Annotated in this window: 15 protein-coding genes and 1 tRNA gene; 13 read left to right on the forward strand and 3 right to left on the reverse strand. The window is 59.1% G+C overall.

Annotated elements, in window-relative coordinates; all coding sequences use genetic code 11:
- Position 1 precedes the first annotated feature (1 nt).
- The 3 genes from AC13Q5_RS34465 (at position 2) to AC13Q5_RS34475 (ending at position 2593) form a co-directional block, all read left to right on the forward strand.
- Positions 2-652 (forward strand): TetR/AcrR family transcriptional regulator C-terminal domain-containing protein, encoded by a 651-nt coding sequence (locus tag AC13Q5_RS34465; RefSeq protein WP_075850834.1) that lies wholly within the window; start codon positions 2-4, stop codon positions 650-652.
- 44 nt (positions 653-696) lie between these two features.
- The gene (ilvC, locus tag AC13Q5_RS34470) at positions 697-1716 is read left to right on the forward strand and encodes a ketol-acid reductoisomerase (RefSeq protein WP_069612460.1); all 1020 of its coding nucleotides are present in this window, start codon (positions 697-699) and stop codon (positions 1714-1716) included.
- Positions 1717-1837: 121 nt separating this feature from the next.
- Positions 1838-2593 (forward strand): hypothetical protein, encoded by a 756-nt coding sequence (locus AC13Q5_RS34475; RefSeq protein WP_488504877.1) that lies wholly within the window; start codon positions 1838-1840, stop codon positions 2591-2593.
- A gap of 97 nt (positions 2594-2690) precedes the next feature.
- Here the strand turns inward: AC13Q5_RS34475 and AC13Q5_RS34480 are convergent, their stop codons facing one another.
- Positions 2691-3278, reverse strand: coding sequence for a class I SAM-dependent methyltransferase (locus AC13Q5_RS34480; RefSeq protein WP_488504878.1), 588 nt, complete (start codon positions 3276-3278; stop codon positions 2691-2693).
- Positions 3279-3436: 158 nt separating this feature from the next.
- On the opposite strand from AC13Q5_RS34480, the gene AC13Q5_RS34485 reads away from it, so the two are divergent.
- A complete protein-coding gene (locus AC13Q5_RS34485) occupies positions 3437-4666 on the forward strand; it encodes an aminotransferase-like domain-containing protein (protein ID WP_488504879.1) in 1230 nt (409 codons plus the stop codon).
- A 198-nt stretch (positions 4667-4864) separates the two neighbouring features.
- Here the strand turns inward: AC13Q5_RS34485 and AC13Q5_RS34490 are convergent, their stop codons facing one another.
- A complete protein-coding gene (locus AC13Q5_RS34490; RefSeq protein WP_075850831.1) occupies positions 4865-5923 on the reverse strand; it encodes an aldo/keto reductase in 1059 nt (352 codons plus the stop codon).
- Between the two features lie 173 nt (positions 5924-6096).
- Between AC13Q5_RS34490 and AC13Q5_RS34495 the strand changes: the two genes are divergently transcribed.
- The 8 genes from AC13Q5_RS34495 (at position 6097) to AC13Q5_RS34530 (ending at position 13965) form a co-directional block, all read left to right on the forward strand.
- The gene (locus tag AC13Q5_RS34495; RefSeq protein ID WP_457881779.1) at positions 6097-7077 is read left to right on the forward strand and encodes an ABC transporter substrate-binding protein; all 981 of its coding nucleotides are present in this window, start codon (positions 6097-6099) and stop codon (positions 7075-7077) included.
- A gap of 17 nt (positions 7078-7094) precedes the next feature.
- A complete protein-coding gene (locus AC13Q5_RS34500) occupies positions 7095-8789 on the forward strand; it encodes an ABC transporter permease (RefSeq protein WP_488504880.1) in 1695 nt (564 codons plus the stop codon).
- Complete coding sequence (locus AC13Q5_RS34505) at positions 8777-9808, forward strand: ABC transporter ATP-binding protein (protein ID WP_488504881.1); 1032 nt, start codon at positions 8777-8779, stop codon at positions 9806-9808. Before AC13Q5_RS34500 ends, AC13Q5_RS34505 begins: the two co-directional genes overlap by 13 nt.
- 77 nt (positions 9809-9885) lie before the next feature.
- Positions 9886-10881: an isopenicillin N synthase family dioxygenase gene (locus AC13Q5_RS34510; protein ID WP_075850827.1), complete on the forward strand. Its 996-nt coding sequence runs from the start codon at positions 9886-9888 to the stop codon at positions 10879-10881.
- Between the two features lie 48 nt (positions 10882-10929).
- Positions 10930-12045, forward strand: a complete 1116-nt coding sequence (locus tag AC13Q5_RS34515; RefSeq protein ID WP_488504882.1) for an endonuclease/exonuclease/phosphatase family protein — start codon at positions 10930-10932, stop codon at positions 12043-12045.
- Complete coding sequence (locus AC13Q5_RS34520; protein WP_488504883.1) at positions 12042-12779, forward strand: NUDIX hydrolase; 738 nt, start codon at positions 12042-12044, stop codon at positions 12777-12779. Before AC13Q5_RS34515 ends, AC13Q5_RS34520 begins: the two co-directional genes overlap by 4 nt.
- A 68-nt stretch (positions 12780-12847) precedes the next feature.
- The gene (locus AC13Q5_RS34525) at positions 12848-13765 is read left to right on the forward strand and encodes a PhzF family phenazine biosynthesis protein (RefSeq protein ID WP_457881769.1); all 918 of its coding nucleotides are present in this window, start codon (positions 12848-12850) and stop codon (positions 13763-13765) included.
- A gap of 124 nt (positions 13766-13889) precedes the next feature.
- Positions 13890-13965, forward strand: a tRNA-Lys gene (locus AC13Q5_RS34530).
- A gap of 253 nt (positions 13966-14218) precedes the next feature.
- Here AC13Q5_RS34530 and AC13Q5_RS34535 read toward each other — a convergent pair.
- The gene (locus AC13Q5_RS34535) at positions 14219-14515 is read right to left on the reverse strand and encodes a hypothetical protein (RefSeq protein WP_092716051.1); all 297 of its coding nucleotides are present in this window, start codon (positions 14513-14515) and stop codon (positions 14219-14221) included.
- 606 nt (positions 14516-15121) lie between these two features.
- On the opposite strand from AC13Q5_RS34535, the gene AC13Q5_RS34540 reads away from it, so the two are divergent.
- Positions 15122-15904, forward strand: coding sequence for an aminoglycoside adenylyltransferase family protein (locus AC13Q5_RS34540; RefSeq protein WP_488504884.1), 783 nt, complete (start codon positions 15122-15124; stop codon positions 15902-15904).
- Positions 15905-16575 lie beyond the last annotated feature (671 nt).

Raw genomic sequence — 16575 nt, forward strand, 5'->3', positions numbered from 1 at the left:
CGTGCTGAGCGAAGTAGGACAGTCGAGCGAGTTTTCGCCGCGCCAGAACGCGGTTTTGGAACAGGCGCTGCGTCTCCTCGTCGACGGCGGCGAAAAGGCGCTGACGACCTCGGGTGTCGCGCGCGCCGCCAATTGCTCCAAGGAAAGCCTCTACAAGTGGTTCGGCGATCGTGACGGCCTGCTGTCGGCCATGATTACCTATCAGGCCAGCAAGGTCCGCACCTTCGAGCGCAATGGCGAGCGGCTGAATACGGCAAGCCTGCATGACCATCTGGTGATTTTCGCCCGCGATCTGCTGGAGGTTCTGGCCGGCGACGTCTCTCTCGCATTGAACCGCCTGGCGATCGGCCAGTCGAACCGCGACGGATCGAAGCTCGGCAAGCTGCTTTTGGAGCGCGGGCGGCGGCAGATCGACCGTCGCGCAATCGGCCTCATCGATGCCGGCAAGCGGGCAGGGCTGTTGCGCTTCACCGATGCCGACGAAGCATATCACACGCTTTACGGGCTCGTCGTCTCCGATCTGCATGTTCGCATGCTGCTCGGCGAGCCCGGTTTGAAGGATACGAGCCGTCAGGCGGAAAAGGCGGTCAGCGCCTTCCTCAAGCTTTACGGCACGGAAAAGGTATTGGCGGAAGCAGCAGCGACCGTCTGACAATTTAAAATCTGCACCCAGACAAGCAAAGGGAAGGACAAACAATGCGCGTCTATTACGATCGTGATGCCGATCTCAACCTCATCAAGTCGAAGAAGGTCGCCGTCATCGGCTACGGTTCCCAGGGCCGCGCGCATGCGCTGAACCTGAAGGACAGCGGCGCACAGAACGTTGTGATCGCGCTCAAGGCCGGTTCCCCGACCGTCAAGAAGGCCGAAGCCGATGGCTTCAAGGTCATGACCGTTGCCGAAGCTGCCGCCTGGGCCGACCTGATGATGATGGCGACCCCGGACGAACTTCAGGCCGACATCTACAAGTCCGAAATCGCTCCGAACATCCGTGACGGCGCTGCGATCGCCTTCGCACACGGCCTCAACGTTCACTTCGGCCTCATCGAGCCGAAGGCTTCGGTCGACGTCGTCATGATCGCTCCGAAAGGCCCGGGCCACACGGTTCGCGGCGAATACCAGAAGGGCGGCGGCGTTCCCTGCCTCGTAGCCGTTCACCAGAACGCTTCCGGCAATGCGCTTGAACTCGCTCTCTCCTACGCTTGCGGCGTCGGCGGCGGCCGTTCGGGCATCATCGAAACCAACTTCCGCGAAGAGTGCGAAACGGACCTCTTCGGCGAACAGGTCGTTCTCTGCGGCGGTCTCGTCGAGCTCATCCGCGCCGGCTTCGAAACGCTGGTCGAGGCTGGTTACGCTCCGGAAATGGCCTATTTCGAGTGCCTGCACGAAGTGAAGCTGATCGTCGACCTGATCTATGAAGGCGGTATCGCCAACATGAACTACTCGATCTCGAACACGGCAGAATGGGGCGAATACGTCACCGGTCCGCGCATCATCACTGAAGAAACCAAGGCTGAGATGAAGCGCGTCCTCAAGGACATCCAGACCGGCAAATTCACTTCCGAGTGGATGCAGGAATACCGTTCGGGCGCTGCCCGCTTCAAGGGTATCCGCCGCAACAACGACAGCCACCAGATCGAAGAAGTCGGCGCCAAGCTGCGCGGCATGATGCCCTGGATCGGCAAGAACAAGCTGGTCGATAAGTCGGTCAACTAAGCTTTCGAAACGGTGAAGCATTGAAAGACGAGGCCGAGGAAGGAAACTTCTTCGGCCTTTCATTTTTACGCCACTCAAGAACTGCTAGCGAAGTAATCGAGAATTCGCTACAGGGTTGTATATGCGCTCCGATGAAACCGACCTAAGCCGAGTAGTAGCGAAGCTGCAGAGGTGCTGGCAGGCGGCCTATGCGGCATTTGCAGACTATCCATCCCCTAAAACTCTGGACGCATCGCCATTGCGAGATCCGGAGAAGATCATGCGCGACCTACATTCTGCGCCGTTAGTCAACCTAAGCGGGGAGGCTTTGGGCGGCTATGCCATGGCAGCGATGACCACGGTCGGTGGCATTGATGAGTACAGACATTATCTTCCGCGTATTCTGCAACATGCCCTTTTGACACCGGGTGAACCTGGTTTCGATCCGCTCGTAATCCTCTTGAAACTGGAATATGCCGGCTGGAGTAAATGGCCGGCAGAAGAGCGTCTAGCAATAGAGAACGTTTATGATGCGTCCTGGGGTTGGGCGCGATTGCAGCATCCCGATAAGTTTGACGCAACAAACTGGTTTGTCTGTGCAATTCGCCTCGGAAGGGATACCGGTTCCATCTTGGAGGCGTGGCGCCTCAACTTCGCGCCGAATTCTGTCCTGCAACTCACGGAAATCATTAATCGTTCGGATAGCTTGCCGCAGGGCTGCGCACTCTGGGAGGATGTTGCGTTGGAACTTAGACGAACCGTTGCCGACTGGCTGCATGGCGACGCGTTGCAAGCCGCAATTGTTGCTGTTGTCGACGACATCCCCGACAGTGACATGTGGCGAGTAGACTCCATCGAGGCAACTTTAGCTAATATGCGCGCAGCGCCCTGGCGTTAATCGGCTGCAGGGCGTGATCGCACATGTTGCGTTTGGGGCGGAAGAGCCTTTACCGAGCCGAGTGCCACCGCAGAATATCGAGTAGGCTCCGGTCCTTCTATTTTCTGGCTGTCACGTAGAGCCATCTTGCCGGCTCGCAGTCGAAGCCGCTGCCGTCGACTTCGGTCATGGTGATGTTTCTCCATCCTCCGGTACTCAGCATAGCCTCTAGCCAAGCGGCAGAGGGATAGTTGTAGTAGCGCCCGAACTTGTCGTGTCCTTCGGCCTCTCCCGCCTTGAAACTGGCGTGGAAGATGCCAGCGGTCTTCAGGGCCTTTAGAATGCGACCGAAGATATCCGGCAATATCGAGCGCGGCACATGCAGAAGGCTCGCTTCCGCCCATATGCCGTCGAAAGCGTCGCGGGCATTCAATGTTTCGAAGCGCATGATTCGAACCGGCTTGCTGATGCGTTTTTCGGCTTCCCTGGCGAGCTCGGCAGAGCCGTCCGTGGGCGTGACGTCGAAGCCGCGCGAGAGCATGTAGGCGGCATCCTGGCCGCCGCCACAACCCAGTTCGAGGATGGGCGCGCCGGCGGGCAAGGCGTCGAGGAAGGCATCAAGCCGCTTTCTCGGCAGGTTGCGGTCGCGCGCGGCGTAGAGGGCTGCATTGTCAGTATAGAAGGACGATGTCGGGTCGGTGCTCATTGTTGCCTGGCGCTCGCTTTTTTCATTCGAGAGACCACTGCTAGCAGGAAAGCCTGACAATATCTGTCACGGTGACAAACAAAATAGGTCAGCATTGTTGACTTATCTTTTGTTGCGTGATCTTGTGTCGGAAAGACCGAAAATTACGAGGAAACCCCATGTTGAATTGGGAAAATATCTTTGCGACGCGCTCGAGCCGTATGCGCGCCTCCGAAATCCGCGAGCTGCTGAAGCTGCTGGAGCGGCCGGATATCATCTCTTTCGCCGGCGGCATTCCCGATCCCGCACTGTTTCCGGATGCCGAATTCAAGCAGGCCTATGCCGATATATTTTCCGGTCCGACGGTCAACGCGGCGCTGCAATATTCGGTCAGCGAAGGCTACAAGCCGCTGCGTGAATGGCTTGTGGGACAGATGGGGGCGCTCGGCGTTCCCTGCGAACTCGAAAACGTCTTCATCGTCTCCGGTTCGCAGCAGGGGCTCGATTATCTCGGCAAGCTCTTCCTGTCGCCGAAGGATACGGCGCTGGTGACGGCGCCGACGTATCTCGGTGCGCTGCAGGCCTTTAACGCCTATGAGCCGACCTACGATCAGCTGACGCCGAACGGCAACCGTACTCCGGACTCCTATCGCGCTGCTGCCTCGCAGGCGGGTGGCAGGGTGAAGTTCGCCTATCTCTCGGCCGATTTCGCCAACCCGACGGGCGAGACGGTCGACCTGGCCAGCCGCGAAAAGCTGCTCGATCTGGCGGAAGAGCTCGATATCGCCGTCATCGAAGATGCGGCCTATCAGTCGCTGCGCTACGACGGCGAGCCGGTCGCGCCGATCCTCGCCCTGGAAATCGCGCGCAAGGGCAATATCAACGACACGCGCACGATCTATTGCGGCAGCTTCTCCAAGACGCTGGCGCCCGGCCTTCGCGTCGGCTTCGTCGTCGCCAATGCGCCCGTCATCCGCAAGCTGGTCTTGCTGAAGCAGGCCGCCGATCTGCATTCCTCGACCATCAACCAGATCGCGATCCATCAGGTTGCCGAGCGCGGGTTCGAGGCCCAGGTCGCCAAGGTCCGCAAGACCTACAGCCACCGCCGCGACTGCATGCTGGCCGCACTCGCGAAGTACATGCCAGAGGGCACGAGCTGGACGAAGCCTGAAGGCGGCATGTTCGTCTGGGTCACCCTGCCGAAGGGCATGGATGGCGCCAAGCTGCTGGCCCGGTCTCTGGAAACGGCGAAGGTCGCCTTCGTGCCCGGTCAGGCCTTCTTTGCCGATGGCAGCGGTGCGAACACTTTCCGCGTCAGCTTCTCCTGCGCCAATGACGAGATGATAGAAGAGGGCATCTCGCGGCTCGGCAAGCTGATATCAGGCGAAATCGGGGCGATAGCGGCCTAAGCTTCGCCGCTTCCCACGAGAGAAGCGCAATCATATGTGAAATGAAATCGTTGCCGCGCAACCCCTTTTCCCTTCGGGAGAAGGGGCCGTCAGGCGGATGAGGGGGCGCCAAGAGCGGGAAAATCCATGAGTTCAAACCGGGCGGTCCCCTCATCCGACCCTTCGGGCCACCTTCTCCCCGTGGGGAGAAGGAGTTTCTTATTTCGCCAGATGCGGGCCGATCAGTGCAAGATCGGCCTCGCTCAGGCGGTCGCTGGCCGTGTTGCGCTGGTGCCAATAGGGATACATCAGCGGCTGCAGACTGACATCATCCAGCCGCTTGCGTTCTTCGTCCGTGAGCTTCAGCTCGGCGCTCGCGAGATTGTCCTTGAACTGAGCCTTCGTGCGGCCGCCGATGATGACCGACGTCACGCCCTTGCGGCCGATGAGCCAGGCAAGCGCCACTTGAGCGGCCGAAACGCCGCGACCCTCGGCAATCTCCACCAGCGTATCGACGATATTCCAAAGGCGGTTTTCATCGCGGATCGGTGGTTCCGTCCAGCCGGCGAACTGGCGGGTGCCCTCTGGCGTCGCCTGGTTGCGGCGATGCTTGCCGGATAGCAGGCCACCGGCAATCGGGCTCCAGACGAGGATGCCGAGGCCCTGGTCGATGCTGATCGGCACCAGTTCGTTTTCCGCGTCGCGGGCTTCGAGCGTGTAGTGGATCTGCTGGCTGACGAAACGTTCGCGCTTGTCGCGTTCGCTGACGCCGAGCGCCTTCATGATGTGCCAGCCGGAAAAATTCGAGCAGCCGATATAGCGGACCTTGCCCTGGCGAACCAATGTGTCGAGCGCTTCCATCGTTTCTTCCAGCGGCGTCTGCCCGTCCCACTCATGCAGCTGGTAGAGGTCGATGACATCGGTCTTCATGCGTTTCAGGCTCGCCTCGCAGGCCTGGATGAGATGCTGACGGGAGGAACCGACATCGTTGACGCCGGGACCCATCGGAAAGCGCGCCTTGGTGGCGATCAGCACGCCGTTCTTGCGGGGGCCGCCGATGATCTCGCCGAGAATTTCCTCCGAGGCGCCTTGCGAGTAGACGTCGGCCGTGTCGAGCAGGTTGACGCCGGCATCGATGCACATGTCGACAAGCTTCTTTGCGTCCTTGATGCCGAGATCGCCGACGGTTTTTGCCCAGCCGACTCCGCCGAAGGTCATGGTGCCCATGGTGATGGTGGAAACTTTGAGGCCGGAGCGGCCAAGCAAGCGATATTCCATAGATCTATCCTCCTCGATCCCATCTGAAATACGTACGTCAGGAAATAGTGCTGGATGGCGATGGTCAAGATTCAATCATCGTACGAACGGCAATCTATTCAAATTCAACTGTCACAATCATGTTAAGCCGTGCGTCTAGACAACCCTCCTACAACCTAGCCGAGGACGTTTTCATGAAGACCTTTGTTTCCGCCTTTGCCGGCCTGTTGGCCATTGCCCTTTTTTCCGGTACCGCAAACGCTGCCGATCTCGTCCTCTACACCAGCCAGCCGAATGCCGATGCGCAGGCGACCGTCGATGGCTTCATGGCTGCCAATCCCGGTATCAAGGTCGATTGGGTTCGTGACGGCACGCCGCAGATCATCGCCAAGCTGCAGGCTGAAATGCAGGCAGGTGCTCCGGTCGCTGACGTCCTGCTGATCGCCGACACGGTGACGCTGGAGCGCCTGAAGGAAGCCGGCAAGCTGCTCGCATACAAGTCGCCGGAAGCTGCCAATTACGATGCAGCTCTTTACGACGCCGATGGCTATTACTACTCCACCAAGCTGATCACGACCGGCATCGTCTACAACACCGCCGCCGCGATGAAGCCGGCAAGCTGGCAGGATCTGGTGAAGCCGGAAGCCAAGGGTCTCGTCGCCATGCCGAGCCCGCTTGCTTCAGGTGCCGCTCTCATCCACGCGCAGACGCTTGCCGGCGTCAGCAGCCTCGGCTGGGACTATTACAAGAACCTCGCTGACAATGGCGCAATCGCTTCCGGCGGCAACGGCGCCGTGCTGAAGTCCGTCGCTTCCGGCGAGAAGGCCTATGGCATGATCGTCGACTACATGCCGATCCGCGAAAAGGCCAAGGGCGCGCCCCTGGAGTTCGTCTTCCCGAAGGAGGGCGTTTCGGCGGTCACCGAGCCGGTCGGCATTCTCGCCGGCACGCAGCATGCCGACGCCGCGAAGAAATTCGTCGATTATGTTCTCTCCGAAAAAGGCCAGGAAGGCTTCCTGAAGCTCGGCTACATTCCGGCGCGCAACGGCACGCCGCTGCCGGAAGGTTTCCCGGCACGTGACAGCATCAAGGTTTTGCCGTTGAATGCAGCCGATGCTCTTAAGAATACCGATCAGGACCTGAAGACCTTCTCCACCTACTTCAAGTCGAAGTAATCCGACCCGGATTTGGAATGTACGGATATGTGCGTAAGGGAAACAGCCAGCCGGCCTGGCTGTTTCCTTTTGTTGTTGCCGTCGTGCTCTTGCTCAGCGTCCTGCCGCTGGCGCGGCTGGCGCTTGCCGGCATCGAGGCGCTGCTGAGAGGCGGCGCCTATGAGCTCATCACCGATCCGGCGCTCTGGCGCTCGGCCTGGTACACGATCGAAACGGCAGTGCTCGGCACCATCGTTTCCGTCTTGCTCGGCTGCCTCTTCGCATTCCTGCTGACGCTGACGGATCTGTCGGGCAGGGGACTGCTCGGCTTCCTGTTCGTGCTGCCGATGATGATCCCGCCGCAGGTGACGGCGCTTGCCTGGGTGCAGATGTCGGGACCATCGAGCCCCTTGTTGAAAGCGCTGCATATTGCGCCGCCGCTTGGCTCGCCGCAGCCGCTTTATTCAGTCGGCGGCATCGCGTTGCTCTATGGCGTTCAGCATGCGCCGCTCGTCTATCTCGCCTTGCGCGCCGGTCTGATGGCGCTGCCGCGCGATGGTGTCGAGGCCGCAAGGCTTTCTGGAGCCTCCGGTTTGCGCGTCTTCCGCGATATCATCCTGCCCTTGTCTCTGCCCGGTGTCATTGCCGGAGCTGCGATTGCCTTCGTTTCGTCCATTGGCAATTTCGGCATTCCCGCCATCCTCGGCATTCCCGCCTCGATCTACACGCTGTCGACGCTGATCTTCACCAAGTTTTCCAGTTTCGGACCGCGCACCTTCGGTGACATCGCCGTGCTGTCGATGATGATCGCCATCATCGCCGTTGCCGGGCTTGCCGTGCAGGGCAGGGCCTTGAAGGGGCGCGACTATCGCGTTATCGGCATTTCCGGTGCGACGGCTGCCTTTTCGCTCGGCCGTTGGCGCTTTCTGGTGCTGCCGGTGCTCTGCGCCATTCTGTTTATTATGCTTGTCGCGCCGTTCCTGGCGCTGGTCGCAGGTGCGCTGGTGCCGGCCTATGGCGTGCCGCTCACCTTCAAGACGGCATCGCTCAACGCCTTCACGGAAATCCTGTTTCGGCAGAGCATAACGCGCACCGCCTTTTCCAATTCGCTGTTCCTCGCCGGGATGACGGCACTCGGTCTCCTGCTGGTAACGGTGCTTGCCGCCTATGCGCTGACGCGGCGCAAGGACATGCTGAGCCGCATCGTCGGCGGCATGATCGAGATCCCGTATTCGCTCCCGGGCATCATCATCGCCGTCTGCTTCATCCTGGTGTTTGCAGCGCCGCTGCCGATCCTCAACATTACGCTTTACGGGACGATCTGGATCATCCTGCTTGCCTATTTCTCCGCCTATTTCGCTGTCAGCCTGAAGCCGGTCATGAGCGCCTTCCTGCAGCTCGATCCGGCGCTGGAAGAGGCGGCGCGTCTTTCCGGTGCCGGTTTCTTCCGCCGCCTGACCGACATCATCGTGCCGCTGATCGCGCCGGCGGCGGGTGCCTCGGTGATCCTCGTCTTCCTCATCGCCTGCAACGAGCTGACCGTTTCGGCATTGCTCTGGTCGGCGGGCACTCAAACGCTTGGCGTCGTCATTTACAATCTCGACGATGGCGGCAGCGCCGATCTTGCCTCGGCCATGTCGGTCATTGTGATCGCCATGGTTGTCATCATGATGGTGCTTCTGGAGATCATGGCCAAGCGCCTGCCGAAAGGAGTCGTGCCTTGGCGAAGCTGATCCTCAATCATATCAGCAAGGATTTTGGTACTGGTGGCCGCGCTGCCGTCAACGCCTTGTCGCTCGATGTTCGCGAGGGCGGTTTCCTGGCGCTGCTCGGCCCCTCCGGTTGCGGCAAGACGACCGTGCTCAGAATGATCGCCGGTTTCGAGCAGCCGACGGATGGTTCCATCCATCTCGGCGAGCGGCTGCTGGCCGATGCCGCAAACATGCTGCCGCCGGAGCGGCGCAATATGGCGATGGTATTTCAATCCTACGCGCTCTGGCCGCACATGAACGTTTCAGACAATGTCGGCTATCCCTTGAAGGTGCGCGGCATCTCGGGCGAGCGCTATCGTGAAAAGGTGCGCGAAGCCTTGGCGACCGTGCGTCTTGGTGACTATGCCGAACGTAGGCCTGCCGATCTCTCCGGCGGTCAGCGGCAGCGCGTGGCGCTTGCTCGCTGCCTGGTGACATCGCCCGATGTCGTGCTGCTGGACGAACCGCTCGCCAACCTCGACCGTCACCTGAAGAAGGAGATGGAGGAGACGTTCCGCGAGTTTCATCAGCGCTCGGGCGCCACCATGGTCTATGTCACGCATGACCAGAGCGAGGCGATGGCGCTTGCGACCGACGTCGCCGTCATGTCCGAGGGGCGGCTGCTGCAGGTGGCACCGCCGGCTGAGATCTACGCGCGTCCTGAAGGGAAAATGGTCGGCGGCCTTGTCGGGCAGGGTGCCATCCTGTCGCTCGCTTTTCCCGATGGCGGGCCACGACGCATCGACTGGTCGTCTTTCCAGGGCCTTTGGGAGAACCGTGCAAATGGCTCGGCGCTTGCGGATATCCTCGTGCGGCCGGAGGACGTGCTTGCCGATGCCGAGGGTATTTCCTGCCGGGTCGTTTCCATTCTCTATGAGGGCGAGCGCTATGCGATGAGGCTGTCGATGCCGGATGGGCAGGCGCTGCGGGCCTATAGCCGCGAGGCTGTTGCTGCGGGTGATGTTTATCCGGTTGCCATCCGTTCGGCATGGCGGCTTTGATCGGGCTGGGGACAAGATGGTTGTTCCCCGTCGTCTCCTATGCTTGATTTGCTCGACGTCACGAATGGGAGTCGCTCATGTCCGATCATAGCTTTCCGATTTTCGATCTCGGCGCTTTCGAGGTGGCCGGTGATGACGAGAAAAAGCGGCTCGGCGCGGAGGTGGATCGGATATGCCGCTCGACCGGCTTCCTGGCGATTGCCAACCACGGCATCGCCGATGCCGTGATCGCCGAGGTCTGGAAGAAGACGCAGACTTTTTTCGATCTGCCGCCCGAGGTGAAGCAGCGCGCCAAGACGCTCTATCCCGGTTACCCTTACGGCTATCTAGGGCCTGGGACTGAGGCGCTTGCGAAATCGCGCAATGTCGATACGCCGCCAGATCTGAAAGAGAGCTTCAATGGCGGTCCGCTTTCCGTTCCGGCTGGCATGACCGACCCGGAAGCACTCGGCTTTTGCTATGCCGCAACCATCTGGCCGGAGGGACCAGAAGGGTTTGCGGGGGCGTGGAAGGCCTATTACGGGGCGATGGAGGATCTGGCGGCGCGTATCATGCGCGTATTCGCAACGGCGCTTGGTCTCGACGAACATTTCTTCGATTCCTATGTCGATGCACCGATCAGCGCACTGCGCGCATTGAACTATCCCGAGCAGCATGTGCCGCCGCAGCCGGGCCAGCTTCGCGCCGGCGCGCATACCGATTACGGCAGCCTGACGATCCTTCTGCCGCAGCCTGGCTCCAAGGGGCTCGAGATCATCGCGCCTGACGGCAACTGGACGCCGGTGCCGCCGGTGGAGGGTGCTTTCGTCATCAATATCGGTGACCTCATGGCACTGTGGACCAATGATCGCTGGGTTTCGACCGTCCATCGCGTCGTCAATCCGCCGCAGGAGGAGGGAGGCATGCAGCGCCGACAATCCCTAGCCTTCTTTCATCAGCCGAACTGGTTTGCCGAGATCGCCTGCCTGCCGTCATGCCTGAAGGAAGGCGAGGAGCCGAAATACGCTCCGGTTCTCTCCGGCCCTTATCTAATGGGCAAGTTCAAATCGACCGTAACAGCCAAAGCCGGCTGATGCCGGCTTGGTGAGCCGGCTCATATTCTTGATAAACTGGAATGCTTCATGTCCCTGCGCCTCGCTACCTTCAATGTCGAAAACCTTCTGACCCGTTTCGATTACACCGGTTTTCGCAACCAGCTGCGCCAGGATCGCGTGCTGCAGCTCTTCGATGTCCGTAACGAGGAAGTCTATCAGCAGCTGGAGGCGGCGCGGGTGGTCGCCGCGACCGACGACACCAGGCAGATGACCGCGCTCGCGATCGCAGACGCCGATGCCGACATCATCTGCCTGCAGGAAGTGGACAACATGGCGGCGCTCCAGGCCTTCGAATATGGCTATCTCTACCGCATGGTCGGCAATGGCTATCGGCAGAAATATCTGATCGAGGGCAATGACAGCCGCGGTATCGATGTTGCCGTGATGATGCGCGAGGAGACGCGTGACGGTCAGCCGATCGTGCTCAACGACATCAAGAGTCACGCCATGGTGACCTATGGCGATTTCGGGCTCTTCAACGACGAGCTGGCGGAACTCGGCCACCATGTGGAAGACAAGATCTTCAAGCGCGATTGCCTGGAACTGCATCTTCACATCGGCGGCGTGCCGTTTTCGCTCTATGTCATCCATCTGAAATCGATGGGGCCGGCGCGCGAAGGCGTGGATGGACGTCACGCGACCATGCCGATCCGCCGCGCCGAGACGCTGGCCGTTCGTCGCATCATCGAAGATCGGTTTGGCGCAGGTCATACGGCGTCGAAGAATTTCGCGATTTGCGGCGACATGAACGACTACCAGGAATGGATCGATGTCATCGGCACGCGCCGCACCGGCTATCGCTTCGAGCCGCGGAGCGAGGAGAAGGGCAGTGCGCTCGATGCCTTCAGCCATGACGGCTTTGCCGAAAATGTCGTGCGGCGGCGAGACGAGCTTGACCGCTGGACGCTCTACCATGCGCGCGGGCCACAGGAGCAACGGCTTTGCCAGCTCGACTATATCTGGCTCTCTCCGGCTCTGGCGCGCGCCAATGCGAAGCGCTCTCCCGATATCGTCCGATCGGGCCAGCCTTTTCGAACCATATTCCCACCGGGGCAGGAGGTGGAGCGCTATCCGCGCGTCGGCTGGGACAGGCCAAAGGCCTCGGACCATTGCCCCGTCGTCATGACATTGGATTTGATATGAGCATCTCAGAACAGAACGACATGGCCGGCTGGCCGCCGGAATGTACCGTGTTTCCCGTTTCCAGCATCGATCTTGCCGTGCTCCCCGGGGAGCATCCCTTCCATCTGCGGGAACGAGAGGCCGCTCAGGAGAACTGGGCGCGGGAAATCGACGCCAATCCCGCCCTTTACGACGGCCGCATGGTCTTTCAGCATCGACTGTCGATTGTCGATGGCGTTGTGATGGGGGAATCGTATGTGACGTCTTTCTCGACGTTTCTCTGGTGGCGCAGGCAGAGGCAGCCGGGTGGCTTTCACCTTTTCGGCCTTGCGGTCGTGGTGTCGTCCGATGGTGCGATCATCGCGATCCGCATGGCGCCACACACGGCCAATCCCGGACAGGTCTATTGCGCCGCCGGATCGCTGGATGAGAACGATATCGTCGACGGGCATGCCGATGTAGCTGGCAACATGCGACGGGAAGTGCTGGAGGAAACCGGTCTGGATCTGAATGATGCGACCGCAGATCCTCAATACTACGCTGCCCATATAAGTCGTTCGGTCACGCTTTTCCGTGTTTTCCGCTTCCCCTGGACGGCCGAGGATATGTTGCGGCGAATCGAGGCGCATGTGCTGATTTCCGAAGAGGATGAAGTCGACGGCGTGGTCGCAATTCGCTCGGCTGATCCCGCGGCGCAGCGCTACAATGTCGCGATGCTGCCGATCCTCTCCTGGTTCTTCGGTGGCGGCAGATAGCTTAGGCTTGCGCTGGGGTCGCTTGCCGTTATGAATAATCAAGTCTGGAAGCATGGATGGAGGCCGGATTGGCGCGCAGCTACAGTGTCTATGATGTGTTCACCGACAGCAAACTGGCGGGCAATCCACTCGCGGTCATCTTCGATGCCGAGGGGTTGAGCGACGAGGCGATGCAGGCGATCGCCAGGGAGATGAACCTTTCCGAGACCGTATTCGTGCTGCCGCCGCAAAATCCCGCCCATACGGCAAGCCTGCGAATATTCACGCCAGGCCGCGAACTGCCTTTTGCCGGACATCCGACCGTCGGCACAGCGATCGCCTTGGCGGAGAAGGCCCATGCCAATCACGGCGGAGACCTTGATCTCGTTTCCGTTCTCGACGAGCGCGTCGGGCCGGTGCGCTGCGCCATCAAGTTGCGGCAGAACAGGGCAAGCTTTGCCGAGTTCGATCTGCCGAAGAAGTCGCAGGAGATCCTTCTGCCGCTCGACAGAGCCGATATCGCCAACGCGCTCAGCCTGAAAATCACCGAGATCGGCTTCGAAAACCATGTTCCCTCGATCTGGAGTGCCGGCGTGCCGTTCCTTCTGGTGCCCGTGCACGATGTCGGCGCGGCGGAACGGCTGGAATTCGATCTGCAGCTCTGGGAAAAGACGGTGCCCTTCGTCGATGGCGCGCTTGCCTCAGCTTTCATTTATTGTCGCGGCGGCGTCAATCACGTCGCCAAATTCCATGCGCGCATGTTCCCCGTGGGAATGGGTATCGTCGAAGACCCGGCGACAGGTGCTGCAGTGGCGGCGCTATCCGGTGCCATCAATCAGTTCGACGCGCTGCCGGATGGGCATCATCCTGTTATCATAGAGCAGGGCATAGAGATGGGGCGGCCGTCGCTGATTCATCTTCACCTCGACATCGATGGCGGGCTGATCGCCAATGCTCGTATCGGCGGCCAGGCGGTGCGTGTTGCGTCAGGAATTCTTGAGCTTTGATTTTATTGAGTTTTCGGCCGCCTCTAAAATTTTTTTGACAAAAAGACAAAGAAAATTCGTCTGGCCGCTGGACAATCAAACCGATCCTATTTATATGCCCGGTCACGCCGCCAGCAAGCGGTGCGGGTGATTAGCTCAGTTGGTAGAGCAGCTGACTCTTAATCAGCGGGTCGTAGGTTCGAGCCCTACATCACCCACCAAAAACCTCTTGAAATCGTTGAATAGTTTGCAGCGCCTCAAGGGTTTTCGGCTGCGCGATTTCCGGGGAATTGGAAACGGTTTCCAATTCATTTTCCGCATTTTGCTTCCGCCGCGGACAGCAAATTTATAAGCTGGTTGCAAAATGATCGACGCTTCAATCCGGCGAACACCGTCGCTTGTATAACCGCTCGCCCGCGATCGGCCGCAGGCTTGATCAACGGCTGGTCACGTTTTCATCTGAGAGGTGTCGCATCAGTCGGAAAGTCTACCCAGAAGAAGGCCAGTAAAGAGGCCGAGAAGCGCCGTCACGATCAGGACGGAGCTCGTGGCCGTTGGATTTTCCCGGGCGGCCTGCACCACGTTCCGGCCCTCGGAGCGAGCATGATCCGCGATGCTTGCAACTTTTCCTCTTGCCGAAGAAAGAGCCTCGTCGGCACGATCCGAAGCACTGTCGATCCGTCTCGCCAGTTCGGTAGAGAGCTTATCGATCTGGCTGCGGAGCTCGTTGATCTGAGCATTGATATCCTTGTCCAGCGAGACGTCTGCCATGATGTTCTCCTTGATAGCGGAAAGTGCCACTAGGAACGAACGGAGGCTTGCTTTGGTTCCCCGGCGCGGTGGATTGGCTCTGGATGTTGCAACCATTGCTTCGAGATAAAATTCCGCTACCGATCGGAGTACGTCCGACAAGCGGAAAGCCGCACTGGATCAGCGCAGGTGCAGCAGAAACGCCGTCGGTGCGGTTATCGACATTGTGAAGAGAAATAGGGAAAGCCCATATTTCAGCCTTCTCATCCGGCGTGTCTTTGTACCATCCCAGTCGTAACTCATAAGTATATCCCCTTTGCTTCATGTCTTGTCGATGTCGGGAAATATCCTAGGAATTGTTTGCGCGAAGCTTGTGGAATATTTTTCACAGGCCCATAAATAGATGTGTCGGATTATACAATCCTGTGCTGCAATGTTGGCTTTGATTTTTGCAAGTGTAATTACGCGGTTTCGTTCTAAAATCAAAAGACTTCGATCCGGCTCCTATTTAGGATCTTGCGAGATCCATACTTTCTGATTTGACGGCTATAAGGATGAAGAGCTTGCGTTGGTCTGCAAAAACGGCTCTTCGATCATCATATAGGAATGATCACGTTCGGAGATTGCATGCAGACTGCAACACCAGAAATTGCGGCGGAAGCCCGGGTGGCTCTGGCAATTGCCAAGGATGTTTTCGGTGACCATCTCCAGGCCGTCTATCTGCACGGATCGGCGGTCGCGGGCGGACTGCGGCCGCAAAGCGATGTGGATGTTTTGGTAATCATCGATCTCCCGATGACCAATTCCATGCGCAAACGCCTGCTTGCTCGTCTGCTGGAGGTTTCGGGTCGTTACCCCGTCCGGCCCGGTGCTCCGCGCTGCATCGAACTCATGGTGTTTCTGAAGGATCGTCTTGCAGCACCGGCTTTTCCGGCGTGTGGTGAGTTCATCTATGGTGAATGGTTGCGCGACAGTTTCGAGGCCGGCGGGCTCCCTGAGCCTCTTTGCGATCCGGACATCACGCTCGTCCTGGCTCAGGCGCGACAGCAGGCTCTAACGCTGTTCGGCCCGGCTCCTGGCAATCTTCTCGCTGAAATTCCAATGGAAGATACAGGGCGCGCTATGCGGGATGCGCTGCCAGCCTTGCTTGCCAATCTGCACGGAGATGAGCGGAATGTGCTGCTGACACTAGCCCGTATGTGGAGAACGGCCGCGACGGGAGAATTCGTCAGCAAGGACATCGCTGCCGATTGGGTCATGCCACGCCTGTCCGAACAAGTAACCCGAACGGCAGTGCAGCTTGCCCGAGATGCCTATCTGGGGGAAACCCAGGATGATTGGAGGTTCCGAGAGGAGGAGGTTCGCCAAGCGGCGGCCTATCTGCGTCAGCAAATTCTGTCGTTGCTATAGGCGGCTTCGCCGAGAGCCTGATCATGTCGGTCTGAGGGCTTTCCAGATGGTTCCGCTACACATTTCAACGCACATCAGACATGTCCGTCTGACGGCAACGGCCAAGGCTCTCGACCGTGTGCGATCAGTGCTTCCTATGTCCGCCTTCCATGACGCTGAATATAAAGATGGCGGCCAGAATCAGCACCAACGTATAGTCGAACGCAGTGAGCAGACGAAGTAGTTCCATGATGTTTCTCCTCCCACAGAGAACACGAACCAGGACAACCGCCAGTATGTTCCTCCAGCAGGCGTATGCCAAGTTTTTTGCATCCTGCGGTGCAAAAACAATGTTGTGCGAGGCACAAATAACCACTTGTTTGCAAAGGCATATCAGCATTGTATTGACTGCCGTTGGTTGCAGAGGGAGTGGGCACGCGCTGCAATCGTGTTGTCAATAAATTTTATAGAGTATATCTTTATTTCAATGATAATTGCGGTTGCCCGATGGATGCAGAATTCGCGTGGTGATCGATCTGGAGGGAGTTGGCTGTTGACCATTGGCTCGGACCACCAGGCGCCTGATCTGCCTGTTATCGTCATAGTCGGCGGCGGTGTTTCCGGGACAGCGGTTGCCTTTCATCTGCTACAGAAGCAGTCGGTGCAGGCCGGTCAGCTCTTTATATTCGAGC

The organism is Martinezella sp. CNPSo 3964, assembly GCF_057784375.1.